This window comes from Ulvibacterium sp. (assembly GCF_028285715.1).
Lineage (GTDB): Bacteria > Bacteroidota > Bacteroidia > Flavobacteriales > Flavobacteriaceae > Ulvibacterium.
This window is the reverse complement of the sequence record NZ_JANQOO010000035.1, coordinates 288,271-306,892: the sequence shown is the minus strand read 5'-3', so window position 1 is coordinate 306,892 and position 18,622 is coordinate 288,271. Positions and strand designations below refer to the sequence as shown.

The window sequence follows — 18,622 nt, the reverse complement described above, 5'->3', positions numbered from 1 at the left end:
CAGTAGAACCAAAAAGGTATCCAAGGCTTTATTTGATGAAAACGGGACTGCACAACCAGAGCAGTCCATAGCAACTCAAATATGGTCTACGTTATAGATTACACGAACCCCCCGGTACTGCGAAATAGCATTGAACGATTTTTCTATTCTTTTAATACCTTCCTTGGTCTGTGAAAGCGTCCATTGTCTATTTATTTTTAGCAATACATTTTTTAGATATTGATTGCGTATACGGGCTATTGGCGGATATTCCGGACCCAAAACGTTTTCGCCAAATACATTTCTAAGGGACCTGGCAAACCATTCGGCAGCCTCATTGAGGACATTGAAATTTTTATGCTTAAAGGTGATTTTGATTATCCTATTTATAGGCGGGTATTTGTATTGTTCCCGTTCATAGATTTGTTCAGAGTACATACCCCCATAGTCATTGGTAGATACTTGCTTTAATATTTGATGATAGGGATTGTAGCTCTGAATAATGACCTTACCTCTTTTTTTGGTACGCCCTGCCCTACCGGCTACCTGGGTCATCAACTGAAAGGCTCTTTCATGTGCCCTGTAATCGGGAAAATTAAGTAGTGAATCCGCATTCATGATTCCCACCAAGTTCACGTTTCGAAAATCCAATCCCTTGGTCAGCATTTGGGTACCTACAAGAATATCGATTTCCTGTTGTTCAAATGCCGTGATTATTTTTTCGTAACCGTGTTTTCCTCTTGTTGTATCCAAATCCATACGGGCCGTTCTGGTACTGGGAAATAATTTCTGAAGCTCTTCCTGTATTTGTTCGGTTCCAAAGCCTTTGGTATCCAAAGTTGGACTGCCGCAGGCTTGACATGTTTCCTGCAACGCCATATGATACCCGCAATAATGACAGCGCAATTGCTTCCTATATTGATGATAGGTTAAACTAACATCACAATTGGGACATTGTGGCGAATGTCCACATGTGGTACATTCCACAATTGGCGCATACCCCCTTCTATTTTGGAAGATAATAATCTGCTCCTTGGCATCCAGGGTTTCGGTAATCTCCTCCAAAAGGCGTTCCGAAAAATGTCCTTTCATTTTTCGTTTGCGTGTCTGTTCCTTTAAATCCACTAATTCAATATCGGGCATAAGGACATTACCAAAACGTCTATTGATAGTAGTATAGCCAAATTTACCGGTCTGTACATTGTAGAAACTTTCAACGCTAGGGGTAGCGGAACCTAATAGGACATGGGCCCCATGAAGGTTTCCCAATACTATGGCGGCATCCCTGGCATGATATCTTGGTGCCGGGTCAAACTGTTTAAAGGAGTTTTCATGTTCCTCATCCACGATAATCAGGCCCAAGTCCGAATAGGGCAGAAATAATGCAGACCGTGCACCAATTATAATTTGGGCCTTTGTTTCCGAGTGCAATACATTGTTCCAAACCTCTACCCGTTCATGTAAACTATATTTGGAATGATAAACGGATACTTTTTCGCCAAAGTAATCCCTCAGCCTAGCTATAAGCTGAGTGGTGAGTGCAATTTCAGGCAAAAGATATAAAGCCTGTTTTCCCGAATCCACATACTTTTCCAACAATTTTATATAAATTTCCGTCTTGCCGGACGATGTAACACCATGCAACAGGGTAACTTTCTGTTCTGCAAAACTTTTAAAAATGTCATCTAAAGCACTTTTTTGATTTGGATTCAATGACTTCACTTCCGAACCCCCATCACCCCCTTCGTAGACCACGCGATCAGTCCGTACAAAATACTCTTCCAAGACCCCTTTATCTATGAGTGACTTTATGACCGCTTTGGAGCTATTGCCGCCCTTTTCCAAATCGGTAATCTTTATGGGGCCCTTTTTCCCGGACTGAAGCTGAAAGAGTGCAAGTACCGCCTGACTCTGTTTTGGGGCACGGGCAAGGGATACCAATAGGTCTTCTAGTTTTTCCTCAGAACTATACGCGTCACCAAGTTTTACATAACGGACCAATTTAGGCTTGTACCGCTCATACACTTCTTCCCTTAGGCGGATAATATTTTTTTTCAACAATCGGTTTAAGATGGGGAGTACATTTTTTCGATCCACAATCGCGGATATCTCATTGGCTTTTATGAAAGATTGGTATTGTAGCGCCTCATACACCAAAAACTCATCATCCTTAAGGTCATTTTCATTTACATTGACCTCCTGGTTTTTTAAAACCAATGTCTCGCTCTCCAACAAAAATGCACTGGGCACTGCCGTCCTAAAGACCTCGCCCAAGGTGCACATATAGTATTCGGCGATCCATTTCCAATGTTGCAACTGTAGCGGGTTTACTACAGGCTGTTGGTCTAGAATTTCGTGGATTTCCTTGGCTTCATATACTTCGGGCGGCCTAGTGTGAATCTCATATACCAAAGCGGAGTATATCTTGGATTTTCCAAAAGGTACGGTTACACGGATTCCAGGGCTCAGCAATTCGGCTTCGGCCTTGGAAATACTGTAGGTGAAAAGTCTTTCTAAGGGAATCGGTAAAACAACGTTGATGAAGTATTGCATAGTACCATCGCCTTCTATCCCTCTACCCTAATCCAGGTTTGCGTCCGGTAAAAGAATGCCAAATATCCACGTACTTTTAGTTCGTTTTGGTTTTTGGGGTTCAACCAAATCTTGCACTTAAAGGTCATGCCTTGCTCAGGATCGAACAAGGTCTTGCCCTTCCACTCTCCATCCGAATTCTTTTCAAGGCTATCTATAATCTTCATTCCAACTATGGGTTTATTCTTTCGGTCTCCATCACACTTGATACACCGTGCGTTCTCCTTACCTTTCTCCAAAATCTTGACAATTTTCCCATGCATCAATCCGTCCATCTCATAAATACTTACGATTGCCTTGGGGTTACCCGTCCTATCATCAATAGTCTTCCATTGTCCAAAAACGCTTTGCGAGCTTACCGTATAAGTAAGGAACAAGCAAACACCGAAAACAAAAAATCTTTTAGCCATCTTTCTTTTTGTAGTTTTTTCTTAGGGAATTCAAGGACGCGTTCAGTTCAAAACCAAGTAGCAATATATTTGAATTTAACCATATATAGACCATTAAAATCAACAATCCGCCCAAAGCCCCATATAATTCATTGTATCGGGCAAACTTTTCTACATAGACCCCGAACAAATATGAGGTTAAAATAAACAACAGGGTCGTCATAAGTGCCCCAGAAGAGAAAAATCGAGCTTTTTTTCCCTCCGTGGTACCAAAATAATACAGAATGGCTACGGTTAAATAGGACAAAATGATGAAGAACAAAAACTTGGCGATCTGAACCCCGATGATATCGTCTTCCCCTAACACGTAACCTCCGGTCCTTGCCGCAAATTCGCTGAGATAGCCCAAAACGTATACCTCAAAGTAGACAAAAGCCACAAAACCGACTATAATAAGGACGGACAATATTAAACCCACCATCAAAGCGTACCCATACTGCCTGATGAAATTGCGGGTAAGGTCTACATGATACGAGTTTTCAAATCCTCCAAAAATGGCATTAACTCCATTGGCCATTAGAAAGATAGAAATCAAAAAAGCGGAGGACAGTAGACCGCCCCTTTTTTGATCTTTAATCTGCTGATAGATCTCCCCAAAGTATTCCCCGGTGGCCGTGGGAAGAAACGATTCCAAAAAGGATAAGAACTCACTGTCAAAATCTGCATTGCCCAAGCTAAGATAGGAAACCAAAAACGGTACAAGGGTTACCATAAAAATCAGAAGGGGAAACAAGGCCATGAATAGGCTAAAGGCTATGGCACTGGCCCTGGTAGAGAGTGCACCCTGAAATATCCCCACAATATACATTTCTATCAAATCGTACAGGGAAAGCCCTTCAAAAGCCGGGAGCTTTATACGTTTCAAGAGAACTGCCAGTTTGTTGATTATTGGAATCTTTTCAATCCTTTTCTCAATTTCCAATGACATCTATACCGCTTTTAGGCTTAAATCCATGTTATGGACGGAATGCGTAAGGGCACCGGAAGAAATATAGTCGACACCACATTCCGCATATTTACGAAGCGTGCTCTCATTTATTCCTCCCGATGATTCCGTCAGGCAAGTATCGCCAATAATTGAAACGGCCTTTCGGGTATCTTCGTAGTTAAAATTATCCAGTAGGATGCGATAGACACCTCCGGATTCCAAAATTTGATTTACTTCCCTTAAATTCCTTGCTTCTACGATTATCTTTAAATCCCTATCGGTTTCCCTTAAATAGTTTTGGGTCTTTTGAATAGCCTCTGGAATACCTCCGGCAAAATCTATGTGGTTGTCCTTTAGCATGATCATATCATATAACGCAAATCTGTGATTTTCTCCTCCTCCTATCTTTACGGCCCATTTTTCCAGGGCACGAATACCAGGAGTAGTCTTTCGCGTATCCAAAATTTTTGCCTTGGTACCTTTCAACAAGTGCACATAGGATTGTGTTTTTGTAGCTATGGCGCTCATACGTTGCATTGCATTAAGCACCAGACGCTCGGCCTTTAAGATGCTCCGCGAACTTCCTGAAACATAAAATGCAATATCCCCGTATTTCACCGACGACCCATCCTCCAATAAAACCTCCACTTCCATCTCCGCATCCACGAAGGTAAAAACCTGTTTGGCAAAATCTACACCGGCCAAAACACCTGTGTCCTTGATCAAAAGTTTGGCCTTGCCTGTTGCCGAATCCGGAATACAGGCCAGCGAACTGTGATCACCATCACCAACGTCTTCACGAATAGCATTGTGAATGATAATCCCCAACTCTTTTTGAAACTGTTCTTCTGAAATCATTAAAGAAAATTTGGTCCGATAAAATTAGTGAAATGTTTTTTGGGTACCCGATTTAAATTCCAAACGGATAATCGAATTTTAGGGTATACTTTTCATTTGTTCCCATTACATTTGCGTGGTGAAAGTTAAACTACTTGTTGTTGGGAAGACAGACGGCAAATCACTGATTCAACTAATTTCAAATTATGAAAATAGATTGAAACACTATGTGAAATTCGAATTGGAGTTTATTACCGACCTAAAGAACGTACAAAATCTATCGGAATCACAACAAAAGGAAAAAGAAGGCCAAGCAATCATAAAAAAATTAAGCCCCTCGGATGTCTTGGTTTTATTGGATGAAAGAGGAAAAACCTATACCTCGGTCGAATTCTCCGACTTCTTGCAAAAGAAAATGAATTCGGGAATTAAACAATTGATTTTTACCGTTGGTGGGCCCTATGGTTTTAGTGAGGCGGTCTATCAGAGAGCCGAAGGAATGATTAGCCTTTCCAAAATGACATTTTCGCATCAAATGGTGCGCCTATTCTTCATTGAGCAAGTGTACCGCGCTTTTACCATTTTAAGGAACGAGCCCTATCATCATAGGTAAGGGTCTCCGTTTAATATAGCACCCTAAATTTAATGGTATGCTCTACCTTTTTTAGGGCCTTCATTACGTCTTTATTGTATTCCTTGTCCAAATCGGTGATTACGTAGCCCACCTCACTATCCGTAGAAAGGTATTGTCCTACGATATTCATCTCATACTTGGCCAGGACCTCATTGATGTGGGCCATAATACCTGGGATATTTTTATGTATGTGAAGAAAGCGATGGGCATTGTTCTGCTTTGGCAGACGAATGTTGGGGAAGTTAACAGCATCTACCGTATTACCGGAGTTGATATAATCCATAATCTTATTGGGCACGAAATCGGCGATATCCCGTTGGGCCTCCTCTGTGCTGCCCCCAACATGAGGTGTTAGGATTACGTTTGCGAGTCCTTGTAATTCTGTTTTGAATTCACCATTACTTCTAGGTTCCTCAGGATATACGTCTACTGCGGCACCTGATAATTTTCCACTTTTAAGCGCCTCCGTAAGGGCTGTAATATCAATGACAAATCCCCGTGATAGGTTAATGAGCATGGCACCATCCCGCATCTGGTTAATTTCGCGCTCGCCAATAAAGTTTTTGTTTGCTTGGTTGTCATCAATGTGTACGGTAACCACATCGGAAACGTTCAAAAGGTCCTCCAACGTATCACACTTTACCGCATTGCCCAAGGCAAGCTTATCCTCTATATCGTAATAGTACACCCGCATACCGATTGCCTCGGCCAAAACGGATAATTGTTTACCAATATTCCCGTACCCTACAATACCTAAGTTTTTCCCGCGGACCTCCCTGGAGTTTACTGCGGTCTTGTTCCATTGGCCTTTATGTATCTCCGTACTACGTGGAAACACATTTCGCATCAGCATAATAATTTCACCAATGGCCAATTCCACGACTGAGCGTGTATTACTATAGGGTGCATTAAAGACGACCACTCCTTTTTTCTTGGCATAGTCCAGCTCTATCTGTTTTGTCCCGATGCAGAAGGCCCCAATGACCAACAATTTATTGGCCGCATCCAAAACCCGCTTCGTCACTTGTGTCTTGGAGCGAATTCCCAATACATGGACACCTTTAATTTTTTCGATCAACTCTTCTTCAGTAAGACTATGCTTTACCAGCTCCACGGAAAAACCATCTTCGGAAAGGTTGTCAAAAGCGGCCGGATGAACATTTTCCAGCAATAGAATTTTAATACGGTTTTTAGGATAGGAAATGTTCCTGGGCAAATCGTTCACGAATAAAAACTCATCCAAGTTGGGTGCAATATGGTCGGCATTGTTCGCGGCCTTTTCACGATGCACATTCTCCGTATAAGCAAAGAATTTATGGGCAATTCCAGCTTCCCGCATTACATAATCGCTATATCCGTCCCCGATGACCTGAACCTCCCCGTCCAAATCCAACCCCTTTAGACACTCTATTTTTCCGTTATGGGAGGATAGCACATTGGTCTCATCAAAACCTATGATGTTTCCGGATTTGTCAAACTTAAAGGTATTGGCATATACGCGGTCGGATGGAATATTGTATTCCGCTACAATAGGATCTATAAACTCTTTGAAACCACAGGAAATAACATAAATATCATCTGAAAACTTCTCAAAAAACTCCTTGTTCGACGCTATGGATTTAGAGATTTTTTGGCGAAGTTCTACTACCAAACCGTCCAGGTCTTTCTTTTTTGCGTTTAGCAATTTAATCCGACGTTCCAAAGACTCCGTAAAGGAAATATCCCCGTCTATTCCCAAATTAGTGATTTCCTGAATCTTGTTGACGATTTCTTCTCGATCTGATCTTCCCTGCAAAGTCATTTCGGCTAGAACATCCAAGGCCTCTACCCTGGTTAAGGTACTATCAAAATCGAAAACGTATTTTCGGCCCATTCGAAAATTTTTAAATAAATCAAAGCGCAAAAATAAAGATTAATTTTATCCCATTGTGAAGAAGCGGGAAATAAAACATATTGTCCTTTTATGTTATTTCCCCATGCGATAGGACACTAATGTCTGATACTGTAAAAAAATTGGAATGTTTGTTTATATTTTCAAAAAGCCGATACCATCTCCGGTGCATCCATTCTCAATTTTTATTTTGTATAATGGCCTTAATGAATTCCAACTCTTCTTGGGAATACGGCGTGCCATCTTCTCGTAAAATATCGTGATGCCATATCTTCGGTTCTGTCGTAAAAGTGGAATCCCAACTTTTCCACGGGTAAATGGTATTGCTCTTTCCCGAGACAAAGCCCCAATTGATGGCGGCTATCTTATTTTTCTTTAAAATGGGCATTACATTTTCAAAAGTATTTCCGGTTCCCCTTGCTACATATTCTGTACACAAAAGTGGCCTATCATAGTTCTTCAATGCATCTACTTTTCTTTGCACATTATCCATATCGCCATCATACGCATGAAAGGATACCACATCCGAATTCTCGATCATGTAACGGTCCAAGGCAGGCAAGCTATCCAGATTACCCCAATGATCTATATTTCCTCTCCATATTCCCGTGGTTAAAGGTTGTTTTGGATTTACCTCCCTTGCCCATTGAAATACCCTCCTTAAAAGTGCCAGCGAATAGTCATGTTTGTTCTTCAGTTCCAATTTTGCCCTTCCTGGTTGCCCGGCCACATTATCCGGCTCATTATATACATCCCATACCAAGACCCTGTCATCTGTCGCAAAATGCCTTGTTACTCCTTTTATATAGCCTTCCAGTTCCTTATGTCTTGTTGTATCGCCCAATATCTCGGCCCCGGGTGCCTGTACCCAACCAGAATTGTGCACATGGGGAACCGGTTCCGGCTGTTTGCCCAATTTGGGAATAGGATGCCAAACATCGTCCAGAAGAACAAACATGGTCTTGATGCCATAGGAGTCGGCTATTTTCAAGTAACCATCAAGTCGTTTTAAAAAACCTATGGAATCTTGTTCCCATAGTAAATTGTGAAGATATACCCTATGGAGGTTCATGCCTAAATCTGCCGACCATTTCAGTTCGCGATCAATAGTTTCCGGATCAAAAGTATCTTCTTGCCAGAATTCCAATTGGTTTATGGAAGTGCTTGGGTTAAAATTGGCCCCAACCAACCAGGGTTGTTGATCGTACCATTCCCAAGCTTTTTCCTTGGACCAGCGCTGGGCCATTTCCTGTGGGGTTGGCTCTGGTTTTGTTTCCTTCTTCTCGGCACAGGAAAAAATAAAAATGGCCAGCACGGCAAATAGTACTCTCTTCATCATTCTAAAATTTTGTGTAAATAATTCCGGTTAATATGGCAATACCAAAACTTAGCAGGGTACCTATTAAGATATATTCGGTAAGCTTTCGGCTATTGCTATCCTTTAAGTCGTTAAAACGAAAAACAGATTTTGCGGTTATCAAAAGACCTATGACCTCCCATCGACCTAAAATAATAAATGCTAGCACAAACAATCGCTCTATTATCCCGATATATTTACCCGCACTTGGAAGGGATTTGTGATCCTGTTCAATCCTATCCGACATTCCTTCCAGCAATTTCCCCATGACAATGGAGGCCGGATAGCTCACAAAAACCATGGCAGTGAGTAAGGCCCAGTCAATCTTTTCGAATAAGAAAATGGTTTGTCCAATCAAATTTCCGGAATAGGCACATATATAAAGGACCAGAATGTGAAGCACCTGATCAATGAAAAAGGGAATGCTCTTCAATTTGAAAAGGGGATTGGTATATAATTTGGCCAAATCAATAAAATAATGGGAAATAGCAATGACCAATACAAGTTTCCAGTATTGAAAATTCCACAACACCAACATTGTTATGACAAAATGAATCAATACATGGAAATAAAGGTACTTGGAAGTCACTTTGTTTGCCTCCTTATGAATTACCCACCTATTGGGCTGCAATAAAAAATCACCTATTAAATGGGCCAATACCAATTTTATAAAAAGAATCATGAGCGTAACTCCTTTATGGTTTGGCTATAATATTCCAAAAGTTCATACACCAAATCCAATCTGGCCCTTTTTTGACGTTGGCTTACCGCAGATTGTTGAATATTAAGTCTCTTGGCGATCTCTTGTTGCGAAGTTTGTGGGTTTCGCAAGGCCAAAACCACGATTTCCGCCGAAACGGTACTCCAATCATCCATGAAATCCAAAGCCAATTTTAGCATTAGATTCAGTGTACTATCGTAAAATTCATGGCCGGTAGCAATGGTTAAATTCGTTTTATCCGCTTTGAGCGATTCAAAGGTCCTGCCCGAACGTTGATATGCCGGACCGTTGGATTCACTAACGCGATTACTGGCAAACGTTTCCGTGCCCAAACCTATGCCCATACGCACATCCAGGCTTTTGATGGACTTGATCAATGCCTTAATGTGTATAGAGGTTTCCAGCGCCAGTTCTTCAGGGACCCTTAACTGAAACTCATCTCCTCTGTAGATTTCCCAATCATAGGGAGACTTGCCCAACCCTAGTAGGTAATCTTTTAGAACATCCATCCATTTAGAGGTTGCATGCTTTTCCGAATTTATGATATCTCCAGTGATTATTGCGATCATATTTGTATAAGCTAAAAAGCTAATATTTACAAATATAAGCAAATTTGCTAATATTCAAAATTATAAGCAGTATTACTTATAAATACCCATTATAAGCCATATCGGTTATATCAGAACCATCGCCGCACATCAATACAATACCGGCTATACGCCTTACCAAAGATTTTTAGCAATGCCTGCTCCTCCGGTATAATTTGAAATCGATTCATATAGGCCACAAATCCCGCGGCGACCAAAATATTGAAAGCATTGCCCAAAAGTAGGCCCAAAGCCAAAAGCAACAACAACATGGCCAAGTACATCGGATTTCTAGAATACTTATAGAGTCCCGTCACTATTAAGGCCGAAGCCTTTTCAGGATTGGAGGGATCTACCGTGGTCTTTGCACGATAAAATTGGAACAAAGCCAAAACAGTAATGACAATGGCCATACCTAACAAAAAACTTATCAAGTATTCGCGTCCAAAAAAATCAAAATAGCCAAAAGTCAAATACTTGGCTACAAAATACATCAACAGTCCAAAAGACAAAAAGATAAGAACAGGAGGCACTTTCAACTTCATGGCATACATTTCACAGATGGCTAAAATTAGTATTTTTGGACTTATGCGAATAGTATTTGCCACACATAATCCAAATAAAATAAAAGAAGTACTTCATGCATTACCCAAACATATTGAAATTTTGTCCCTTGCAGACATAGACTGTACCGAGGAAATTCCAGAAACAGGACAAACCCTTGAGGAAAATGCCCTCCTAAAGGCTCAATATGTTTTTGATAATTATGGATATCCATGTTTTGCCGACGATACCGGACTTATTGTCGATGCCCTAGACGGAGCGCCCGGAGTGTACTCTGCCCGATATGCCGGAGCGCATAAAAATGCCGATGAAAACATGGCCAAGCTTCTTTCGGAAATGAAGAAAAAACCAAACCGTTCGGCAAGATTCAAAACCGTTATTGCCTTATTCCTGAATGGAGAGCAAAAACTATTCACCGGAAAAGTAGAAGGTGAAATTATACATGAAAAGAAAGGCGAGCAAGGTTTTGGTTATGACCCAATCTTTAAACCAGCAAATTTTGACCAAACCTTTGCCGAGCTGCCCTTATCGGTAAAAAACCAAATTGGACATAGAGGAAAAGCCGTCGGGAAATTAGTGGATTATTTAAAAAAGATAAGCCATACTATCCCATAACAGGTGTTAAGATATTATAAAGCGTTTACCACATCTGGAACAATACCACCCTCAATCTATGATATTTCAACCCTTTGAGTATTCCACAGCCCGCTATATGTTAATAAATAACCGTATCTTTGCCGCTTAATTGAAGCCGCCGGTATGGCAGGTGTTGCGCTGAGTCCAATGGGTTATATACGATAATCGCTCTATGCAACACACATATTTGCGATTAAGTAAAACACATTATGACAAAATTTGAAGCATTAGGGCTGCAAGAGTCCCTTTTGAATGCAGTTTCCGATATGGGTTTCGAGACTCCTTCGGAAGTCCAGGAAAAAGCAATCCCTATTTTATTGGAAGGAGAGACCGATTTGGTTGCCTTGGCCCAAACCGGAACAGGAAAGACAGCCGCGTTCGGTTTTCCCTTAATACAAAAAATCCACAAGGAAAGTAGAACCACCCAGGGACTCATCCTGTCCCCTACCCGAGAACTCTGTCTGCAGATAACCAACGAAATGCAATTGTATTCCAAATACGAAAAAAGTATTCACACGGTTGCAATTTATGGTGGGGCGAGCATTACCGACCAGGCTAGGCAAATAAAACGTGGAGCCCAGATAATCGTGGCAACACCAGGTAGAATGAAAGACATGATAGGCAGGGGCCTAGTGGATATTTCTAAAATTGATTATTGTGTCCTAGATGAGGCCGATGAAATGCTCAATATGGGCTTTTATGAAGATATAAAGGATATTCTTTCCAACACACCTAAGGAAAAATCTACGTGGTTGTTTTCTGCGACGATGCCTAAGGAAGTGGCCCAAATTGCCAAAAAATTCATGCATTACCCCCAAGAAATAACCGTTGGCACCAAAAATTCGGGAGTGGATACCGTGCAGCATGAATACTATGTGGTGGGTGGAAGGGACCGTTACCCTGCCTTGAAACGACTGGCCGATGCCAACCCGGATATATTTTCCGTTGTTTTTTGTAGAACCAAAAGGGATACTCAAAAAGTCGCCGAAAAATTGATTGAAGACGGTTATAATGCCGGGGCATTACATGGAGATCTTAGCCAAAATCAAAGGGATTTGGTAATGAATGCCTTCCGGAAGAAACAAATCCAGATGTTGGTCGCTACGGATGTTGCCGCCAGGGGTATTGATGTAGATGATGTTACGCACGTTATCAATTACCAGCTTCCGGATGAAATCGAAACTTACACCCATCGCAGTGGGCGAACAGGAAGAGCGGGAAAATCCGGTGTTTCCATGGTCATTATTACGCGAAGTGAAATGCGTAAAATAAATGCCATTGAGAAAAAGATAAAACAACAGTTTATTTCCAAAAAAATTCCGACAGGAATGGAAATCTGTGAAATACAGCTGTATCATTTGGCCAGTAAGATTAAAAATACGGAAATCAACAAGGACGTGGAAAACTATCTCCCTGCTATATATGACGTCCTACAAGGTATTGATCGAGAAGAGCTCATTAAGAAAATGGTCTCCGTAGAGTTTACACGCTTTTCCAATTACTACAACAAGGCCAAGGATTTAAACTCGTCCGAATTTGGTGAAAAAAGAAAAAAGGGCAAAGATCAAAATGGCGCCTTTTCTACAAATGGGTCGATTCGATATTTTATCAATATCGGTGAGCGGGATGGATATGATTGGATGTCCTTAAAAGACTTTTTGCGAGGCACCGTTGGCCTGGACAAAGAAGATGTTTACAAGGTCGATGTAAAGGAGAGTTTTTCCTTTTTCAATACGGATTCCGACGTTTCCGAAAAAGTGTTGTCCACTTTCACCGATCTAAAGGTCGACGGGCGGTTTGTCAACGTAGAAGTATCCAACAATCCTGGAGGTGGCCGTGGAAATAGAGGTTCCAAGGATAAAGGCCGTAGAAAAGACAGGGGGAGGGGAAAAAAAAGAGATCGTGCGCAGGGTCAAGCAACTTATTCGGGAAAAAGAAGAAGCAAAAAGAGAAAAAGCGATTTCTTTTAGTTAATTGTATATTAAAAAATACGCCTCGGCGTATTTTTTTGTTTTGTTTCGTAGCTTTATTTTGGAATTTAAAAGTTAATGTGGAAATATAAAATACTCATCTTTTTTGTCTTTCTAAGCTTCATTGGGGTTTCCCAAGAAGGGGGGGAACCATTGGAGGGGGATCAAATATCGGCGACGGTCATTAATGCACAGACCAATGTTCCTATGGAAAGTGTCCATGTGGTTAACCTTAATCAGGTTCTGGGAACCATAACCAATGAAAATGGTGAATTTTCCATAACTGCCGCTGTTAATGACACCCTTTATTTTTCATTTTTAGGCTTCAAATCCCAGAAAATTAGGGTTACAAATGATATGTTCAAGTTCAAGGACACAAAAATTGCACTTACGGAACTGGCCTATGCGTTGGAGGAGGTTATTGTAAGACCTTACCAGCTTACAGGATATTTGGACATCGACGTTAAAAACCTTCCTATAAATAATGCCTATCAATATAGCATTTCGGGTCTTTCCGTGAGCTATGAGGCAGGAAATAAGAACCCCAGCGCTGTGACTAAAGTACTGGGTGCCATATTGAATCCCGCCGATCTACTTCGTAACCTCTTCGGTAAAAAGCCAAATCAGATGCGAAAATTACGGAAGATGAAAGAAGACGATGAAATACGAAATCTCTTGGCCTCAAAGTTCGATAGAGAGACTTTAAGGGAATTTCTGCAATTGGAAAAGGTAGATATTGAGGATATCCTTAATAGCTGTAATTATTCCAAGTCTTTCATAAGAACCGCCAACGATCTTCAAATATTGGACGCCATTAGCAGCTGTTATGAAGAATTCAAGGTCTTGAACCGAACAAAATAATTTTTTTGATTTCCCCACTGCATTTTATAGCTTTAGACAAAATAGAATGCCCATGAGAAAACTACTTATTGCTAGTATCGTGCTCCCCATTTTTTTAGCCTGTAAAAACGACAAAAAAGAATCCGCTCAACAGACCATGGTTATAAGAGATTCCATGCCCGAGCCCAGCAAAGAAAAACCCTTTGTATGGGAAGGCGCCAACATCTATTTTTTATTGACCGATCGTTTCAACAACGGAAATCCCAAAAACGATATAAACTTTGAAAGAACGGATTCTACCGGTACATTGCGAGGTTTTATGGGTGGGGATCTTGAAGGAATAACAAAAAAAATAGAGGAAGATTATTTCTCTGATCTTGGCATAAATGCCATTTGGTTCACTCCCGTGGTTGAGCAAATTCATGGCGCTACGGATGAGAGTACCGGTAACACCTACGGGTATCATGGATATTGGGCGAAGGATTGGACCGCCCTAGACCCAAATTTTGGGACAAAAAAAGACTTGGAAAATTTGGTCAAGACCGCCCATAAAAAGGGAATACGAATTCTGATGGATGTTGTTTTGAACCATACAGGGCCTGTTACTCCTAAAGATCCTGTTTGGCCCGAGGACTGGGTACGCATAGATCCTACCTGTGAATTTACCACATACGAAAATACGACCGCCTGCACATTGGTGGACAACCTACCGGACATACGGACGGAATCGGATGAACCTGTGGAGCTACCCGATGCACTTCTTGCAAAATGGAAAGAGGAAGGGAGGTTGAGCCAGGAATTGGATGAATTACAGTTGTTCTTTGAACGAACGGGATATCCAAGGGCCCCAAGATTTTATATTATAAAATGGCTTACGGATTATATACACGATTTAGGAATTGATGGATATAGGGTAGATACGGTAAAACATGTAAACGAAAATGCTTGGGCCGATCTTTACAAAGAGGCCGCGCATGCCTTTGAAACTTGGAAGAAGAAACATCCAAACGATGTTTTGGACGATAAACCCTTTTACATGGTAGGCGAAGTCTACAATTATGGCATCTCTGGAGGCAGGGAGTTCGACTTCGGGGATAGGAAAGTAGACTTTTATGACCATGGCTTTAAAAGTCTTATCAATTTTGAGTTAAAGAAGGACGCCATTAAGGATTATGAAACTATTTTTAAGAAGTACAGTGGTCTATTGCATACCAAACTCAAGGATAAGAGCGTGGTGAATTATCTCACTTCCCATGATGATGGAGAGCCGTATGATATGGAAAGAAAAAATCCAATAAAGGCGGCCAACATACTTTTGCTTACCCCTGGTGCTTCTCAAATATATTACGGGGACGAAACCGCAAGAAGCCTTATTATTGATGGAACCATGGGGGATGCCACTTTACGTTCATTTATGAATTGGGAAGAGTTGGACAGCTTGTCCACGACCCAGAATATTTTGACACATTGGCAAAAGTTAGGGAAATTTAGAAGGGATCATCCAGCCGTAGGCGCAGGAAAGCATAAAAGGTTGGGCAAAAAACCATATGTTTTCAGTAGAACCTTCATTGATGGGGATTTCAAGGATAAAGTAGTAATAGGATTGGACTTGCCAAAAGGAAAAAAATCGCTTTGGGTCAAAGGTTTTTTCGGAGATGGTACCAAACTTTATGATGTATATTCGGATACAGAAGTAATGGTACAGAACGGAAAAGTTATTTTGGAAAACGACCATGATATTGCCCTGTTGGAACTTCCAAAAAACTAACGTATCCTATGCTTTTTTGATACAAGGGGCAGAAGCCGATTGTTTCATGCTTTATGTTCAGCTCCTGGAATGAAGGGCCATCCTGTTGTTTTCGGTATCTTGTATTAGAGCCATAAAACCATGTCCCTCCCCGATTTCGGTTTTCTTTTTTAGAATCATACCACCGGCCTCTTCCACCCTAGCCAGTTCTATATTGACGTCTTTGCTCGAAAAATAGAGTAAAGGTCCATGTGTTGGGCTGGTGTTATACATTTCATGCTGTACCAATGAGCCTGATGCCCCAGATTTGTTTGGTGCATCTGGAAACCATCCCATTATGAGACCATCCAAATCATGAACGGAAATCTTGATGTCAAAAACAGTTTCATAAAATTTCCTGGCCCGCTCCATATCGGTAACGGGTATTTCAAACCATCCTACCATGTTGTAGTCCACACCCCTCATTTTTCGAGATTTGACTTAAGCGTTGCAAGACCTTCCTCAAAATCCTTCCCTACCATTTTGTCCATACTCATAAACAGCATCATGATACTCATAGGAAATTTGGTTTTTCCCGAAAAGCCCCAAGTAACTTTGGTTTTTCCGTCCCCATCCTTGACCTCCATATAACAATCCGAAGTAGATTTCCAAGGCTTCAAAAAACGCAATTCGGACTCTACCCGTTCGCCTTCCACAATTTTGGTGATTTCTTGTTCTCCCTCTCCTACTTCTTTGTTACCGTTCCAATAACTCATTGCGCCTACTTCCCCATCCGTTCCTGTGAATTTCTTCTCCATATTGGGGTCCTTCTTTGCCCAAGGAGACCATTCATCCATCTTTTTCAATGATTTTAGGTATTCAAAAACTTCCTCTTTTGGCTTTGAGATTTTTATAGACCTGGAAACATCATAGGTCTTCGGCGCTAGCAACGCCAATACCAAAAGTAAAACAATTATTCCCGCAAGAATGTAAAGTACAATAGTCATTTGCCTAGTTATTAGTTAGTTATTGGAACAATGTAAGAAAAAAAATCAATTCTAACCATGGTATCTTTTTAATATTTCATCTATGCTTTTAATAGATTTTTTCGTCCAGTCCAACCGTTTCTCCAATTTTTCGTTTTCAGACAACTGCCAGGAAAGCTTTGACTTTCTCAGCTTTTCGGTAAGGACTTGAAGGAGTATGGCGGCAGATACCGAAACATTCAAACTTTCGGTGAATCCAACCATGGGTATCCTTAAAAATCCATCTGCAGCCTGCATAACGTCATTGCTTATTCCCTCCTTTTCAGTGCCAAAGAATAGCGCTGTCCTAGTTTCTATTTGAAAATTCCCCAATGAACAGGAGTCCATATGGGGCGTTGTGGCAATAATTCGGTATCCGCTTTCTTTTAACCTTGCCAAACAATCTTTGGAATTCCCATAGCGATGTACGTCTACCCATTGTTGTGCCCCCATGGCAATATTCTTGTCCAATCGCTTTCCAAATCGATTCTCGATGACGTGGGCCTCCTGTATCCCAAAAACCTCGCAACTGCGAATAATGGCACTGGTATTATGAAATTGAAATACATCCTCAATGCCCACAGTAAGGTATTTTGTACGCTTTTCCAAGACCTCCAAAAACCGTTCTTTGCGCTCAGGGCTAATGAAGCCTTCCAAGTATTTCAAAAGTTCCAGATTTGTCATATGTCGAATATAATAAAAACCTTATTTTTAGAAAGATGAAGAAAAAAGTAGTAGTTCTCACCGGTGCAGGAGTAAGTGCAGAAAGCGGTATAAAAACATTCCGCGATGCCAACGGTTTATGGGAGGGACATGACGTTATGGAGGTAGCATCCCCACAAGGTTTTGCCAGTAATCCTGAATTGGTGCTGGACTTCTACAACCAGAGACGCAGACAACTATTGGAGGTAGCTCCCAATGCGGCCCATAGGGCCCTAGTGGATTTAGAGGCACACTTTAGCACGACCATTGTTACCCAGAACATCGATAATCTGCATGAAAGGGCAGGAAGCAGCCATGTAGTACATTTGCACGGCGAATTGCTTAAAGTACGAAGTACAGGAAACCCAAACCTAATTCTGGATTGGAAAGAGGATTTGAATTTAGGTGATGTATGTGAGAATGGCCATCAATTACGTCCACATATCGTTTGGTTTGGAGAGCAGGTCCCTATGATAGAAACGGCCATAGAAATCACTGGCCAAGCCGATGCATTGCTTATTATCGGAACCTCCATGCAAGTTTACCCGGCAGCGGGATTATTGCAATATGCACCTGGTGGAGTGCCCATTTACTTTATCGACCCGAGGCCCAACCTGGAATCTAACGATTATAGTAATCTTACTGTTTTAGCGGAAAGGGCTTCGGTTGGGGTACCTATTGCGGTATCTCGTTTAATTGATACAATGACCTAGTCTTTTTGGCCCAAGCGATCAGGGCTTCGCACTGTTCTTTGGTCAATCTTGCATTTTCATGGGTCCATGTGTATTCCTTCAGGGGCATTTCAGCATTCTCGATCATTTCTATGACCTCATCCAGTTTGTGATCCTTCTTTTTAACGGAATAACTATCCCATTCGGAAAAATTCAAATGCTTTTTGCCATCCTCCACATGATAGGCCAACCAAAAGGAAACAGGGGCAACATTATTGTACCAAGGATATTCCGTATGGTTACTATGGCAATCATAGCAGGACTCTTGTAATACGATTTCCAACTCGGAACCAGGATTGGTTTCGCTGAGAAAGATACCGGTGTGATGTCCTTGTGCCAGGTTCTTTTCCGGCCTATAGAACTGCATGGCTACAAAAATGACCAATAGCACTAAGGAAATTTTTTTTAACGTTTTCATGATTTTATATTTGAGGTAAAACGAAAATACAATTT

General features: G+C 41.2%; 19 protein-coding genes. 6 read left to right on the top strand and 13 right to left on the bottom strand.

Translation table 11 applies throughout. From position 1 onward, the window contains the following. Positions 1 to 75: 75 nt before the first annotated feature. Genes priA through nadC form a run of 4 tightly spaced genes read right to left on the bottom strand, consistent with a single transcriptional unit; the run spans position 76 to position 4,806 of the window. Complete coding sequence (priA, locus tag Q0993_RS19235; protein WP_299536301.1) at positions 76 to 2,532, bottom strand: primosomal protein N'; 2,457 nt, start codon at positions 2,530 to 2,532, stop codon at positions 76 to 78. 14 nt (positions 2,533 to 2,546) lie between these two features. Further along, a complete protein-coding gene (locus tag Q0993_RS19230) occupies positions 2,547 to 2,981 on the bottom strand; it encodes a DUF2147 domain-containing protein (protein WP_299536272.1) in 435 nt (144 codons plus the stop codon). Further along, positions 2,974 to 3,948 carry a YihY/virulence factor BrkB family protein gene (locus Q0993_RS19225; RefSeq protein ID WP_299536269.1) on the bottom strand — a complete coding sequence of 325 codons (975 nt, stop codon included), beginning with the start codon at positions 3,946 to 3,948 and terminating at the stop codon, positions 2,974 to 2,976. The genes Q0993_RS19230 and Q0993_RS19225 overlap by 8 nt, the downstream gene beginning before the upstream one ends. After that, positions 3,949 to 4,806, bottom strand: a complete 858-nt coding sequence (nadC, locus tag Q0993_RS19220) for a carboxylating nicotinate-nucleotide diphosphorylase (RefSeq protein ID WP_299536267.1) — start codon at positions 4,804 to 4,806, stop codon at positions 3,949 to 3,951. It abuts the gene before it with no gap. 118 nt (positions 4,807 to 4,924) lie between these two features. Between nadC and rlmH the strand changes: the two genes are divergently transcribed. Next, entirely contained in the window at positions 4,925 to 5,398 is a 474-nt protein-coding gene (gene rlmH / locus Q0993_RS19215; RefSeq protein WP_299536265.1) for a 23S rRNA (pseudouridine(1915)-N(3))-methyltransferase RlmH, read from the top strand. A gap of 10 nt (positions 5,399 to 5,408) precedes the next feature. Here the strand turns inward: rlmH and serA are convergent, their stop codons facing one another. From serA to Q0993_RS19190, 5 genes are all read right to left on the bottom strand, one after another. Next, complete coding sequence (gene serA, locus Q0993_RS19210) at positions 5,409 to 7,292, bottom strand: phosphoglycerate dehydrogenase (RefSeq protein WP_299536262.1); 1,884 nt, start codon at positions 7,290 to 7,292, stop codon at positions 5,409 to 5,411. Between the two features lie 196 nt (positions 7,293 to 7,488). Beyond that, positions 7,489 to 8,649 carry a cellulase family glycosylhydrolase gene (locus Q0993_RS19205; protein ID WP_299536260.1) on the bottom strand — a complete coding sequence of 387 codons (1,161 nt, stop codon included), beginning with the start codon at positions 8,647 to 8,649 and terminating at the stop codon, positions 7,489 to 7,491. A gap of 1 nt (position 8,650) precedes the next feature. Further along, entirely contained in the window at positions 8,651 to 9,349 is a 699-nt protein-coding gene (locus tag Q0993_RS19200) for a DUF3307 domain-containing protein (RefSeq protein ID WP_299536258.1), read from the bottom strand. Beyond that, positions 9,346 to 9,957, bottom strand: a complete 612-nt coding sequence (locus Q0993_RS19195; protein WP_299536256.1) for a SatD family protein — start codon at positions 9,955 to 9,957, stop codon at positions 9,346 to 9,348. Before Q0993_RS19195 ends, Q0993_RS19200 begins: the two co-directional genes overlap by 4 nt. Before the next feature lie 110 nt (positions 9,958 to 10,067). Continuing rightward, complete coding sequence (locus Q0993_RS19190; protein ID WP_299536254.1) at positions 10,068 to 10,520, bottom strand: isoprenylcysteine carboxylmethyltransferase family protein; 453 nt, start codon at positions 10,518 to 10,520, stop codon at positions 10,068 to 10,070. Between the two features lie 43 nt (positions 10,521 to 10,563). Here Q0993_RS19190 and Q0993_RS19185 point away from each other — a divergent pair, with 43 nt between their 5' ends. From Q0993_RS19185 to Q0993_RS19170, 4 genes are all read left to right on the top strand, one after another. After that, complete coding sequence (locus Q0993_RS19185) at positions 10,564 to 11,154, top strand: non-canonical purine NTP diphosphatase (RefSeq protein WP_299537382.1); 591 nt, start codon at positions 10,564 to 10,566, stop codon at positions 11,152 to 11,154. Positions 11,155 to 11,384: 230 nt separating this feature from the next. Continuing rightward, positions 11,385 to 13,145 (top strand): DEAD/DEAH box helicase, encoded by a 1,761-nt coding sequence (locus tag Q0993_RS19180; RefSeq protein WP_299536252.1) that lies wholly within the window; start codon positions 11,385 to 11,387, stop codon positions 13,143 to 13,145. A 78-nt stretch (positions 13,146 to 13,223) separates the two neighbouring features. After that, positions 13,224 to 14,006 (top strand): carboxypeptidase-like regulatory domain-containing protein, encoded by a 783-nt coding sequence (locus Q0993_RS19175; RefSeq protein ID WP_299536250.1) that lies wholly within the window; start codon positions 13,224 to 13,226, stop codon positions 14,004 to 14,006. 52 nt (positions 14,007 to 14,058) lie between these two features. Next, on the top strand, positions 14,059 to 15,753 hold the full coding sequence (locus tag Q0993_RS19170) for an alpha-amylase family glycosyl hydrolase (protein WP_299536248.1): 1,695 nt from the start codon (positions 14,059 to 14,061) through the stop codon (positions 15,751 to 15,753). A 57-nt stretch (positions 15,754 to 15,810) separates the two neighbouring features. Here the strand turns inward: Q0993_RS19170 and Q0993_RS19165 are convergent, their stop codons facing one another. Genes Q0993_RS19165 through Q0993_RS19155 form a run of 3 tightly spaced genes read right to left on the bottom strand, consistent with a single transcriptional unit; the run spans position 15,811 to position 17,420 of the window. Then, positions 15,811 to 16,197 carry a VOC family protein gene (locus Q0993_RS19165; RefSeq protein ID WP_367279648.1) on the bottom strand — a complete coding sequence of 129 codons (387 nt, stop codon included), beginning with the start codon at positions 16,195 to 16,197 and terminating at the stop codon, positions 15,811 to 15,813. Beyond that, the gene (locus tag Q0993_RS19160) at positions 16,194 to 16,718 is read right to left on the bottom strand and encodes an SRPBCC family protein (RefSeq protein ID WP_299536246.1); all 525 of its coding nucleotides are present in this window, start codon (positions 16,716 to 16,718) and stop codon (positions 16,194 to 16,196) included. The genes Q0993_RS19165 and Q0993_RS19160 overlap by 4 nt, the downstream gene beginning before the upstream one ends. Before the next feature lie 51 nt (positions 16,719 to 16,769). Further along, positions 16,770 to 17,420, bottom strand: a complete 651-nt coding sequence (locus Q0993_RS19155; RefSeq protein WP_299536245.1) for an RNA methyltransferase — start codon at positions 17,418 to 17,420, stop codon at positions 16,770 to 16,772. A 35-nt stretch (positions 17,421 to 17,455) separates the two neighbouring features. On the opposite strand from Q0993_RS19155, the gene Q0993_RS19150 reads away from it, so the two are divergent. Then, entirely contained in the window at positions 17,456 to 18,151 is a 696-nt protein-coding gene (locus tag Q0993_RS19150) for an NAD-dependent deacylase (RefSeq protein WP_299536244.1), read from the top strand. On the opposite strand, the gene Q0993_RS19145 is transcribed toward Q0993_RS19150, so the two are convergent. After that, on the bottom strand, positions 18,114 to 18,587 hold the full coding sequence (locus Q0993_RS19145) for a heme-binding domain-containing protein (protein WP_299536243.1): 474 nt from the start codon (positions 18,585 to 18,587) through the stop codon (positions 18,114 to 18,116). The genes Q0993_RS19150 and Q0993_RS19145 overlap by 38 nt on opposite strands. Between the last annotated feature and the right edge of the window lie 35 nt (positions 18,588 to 18,622).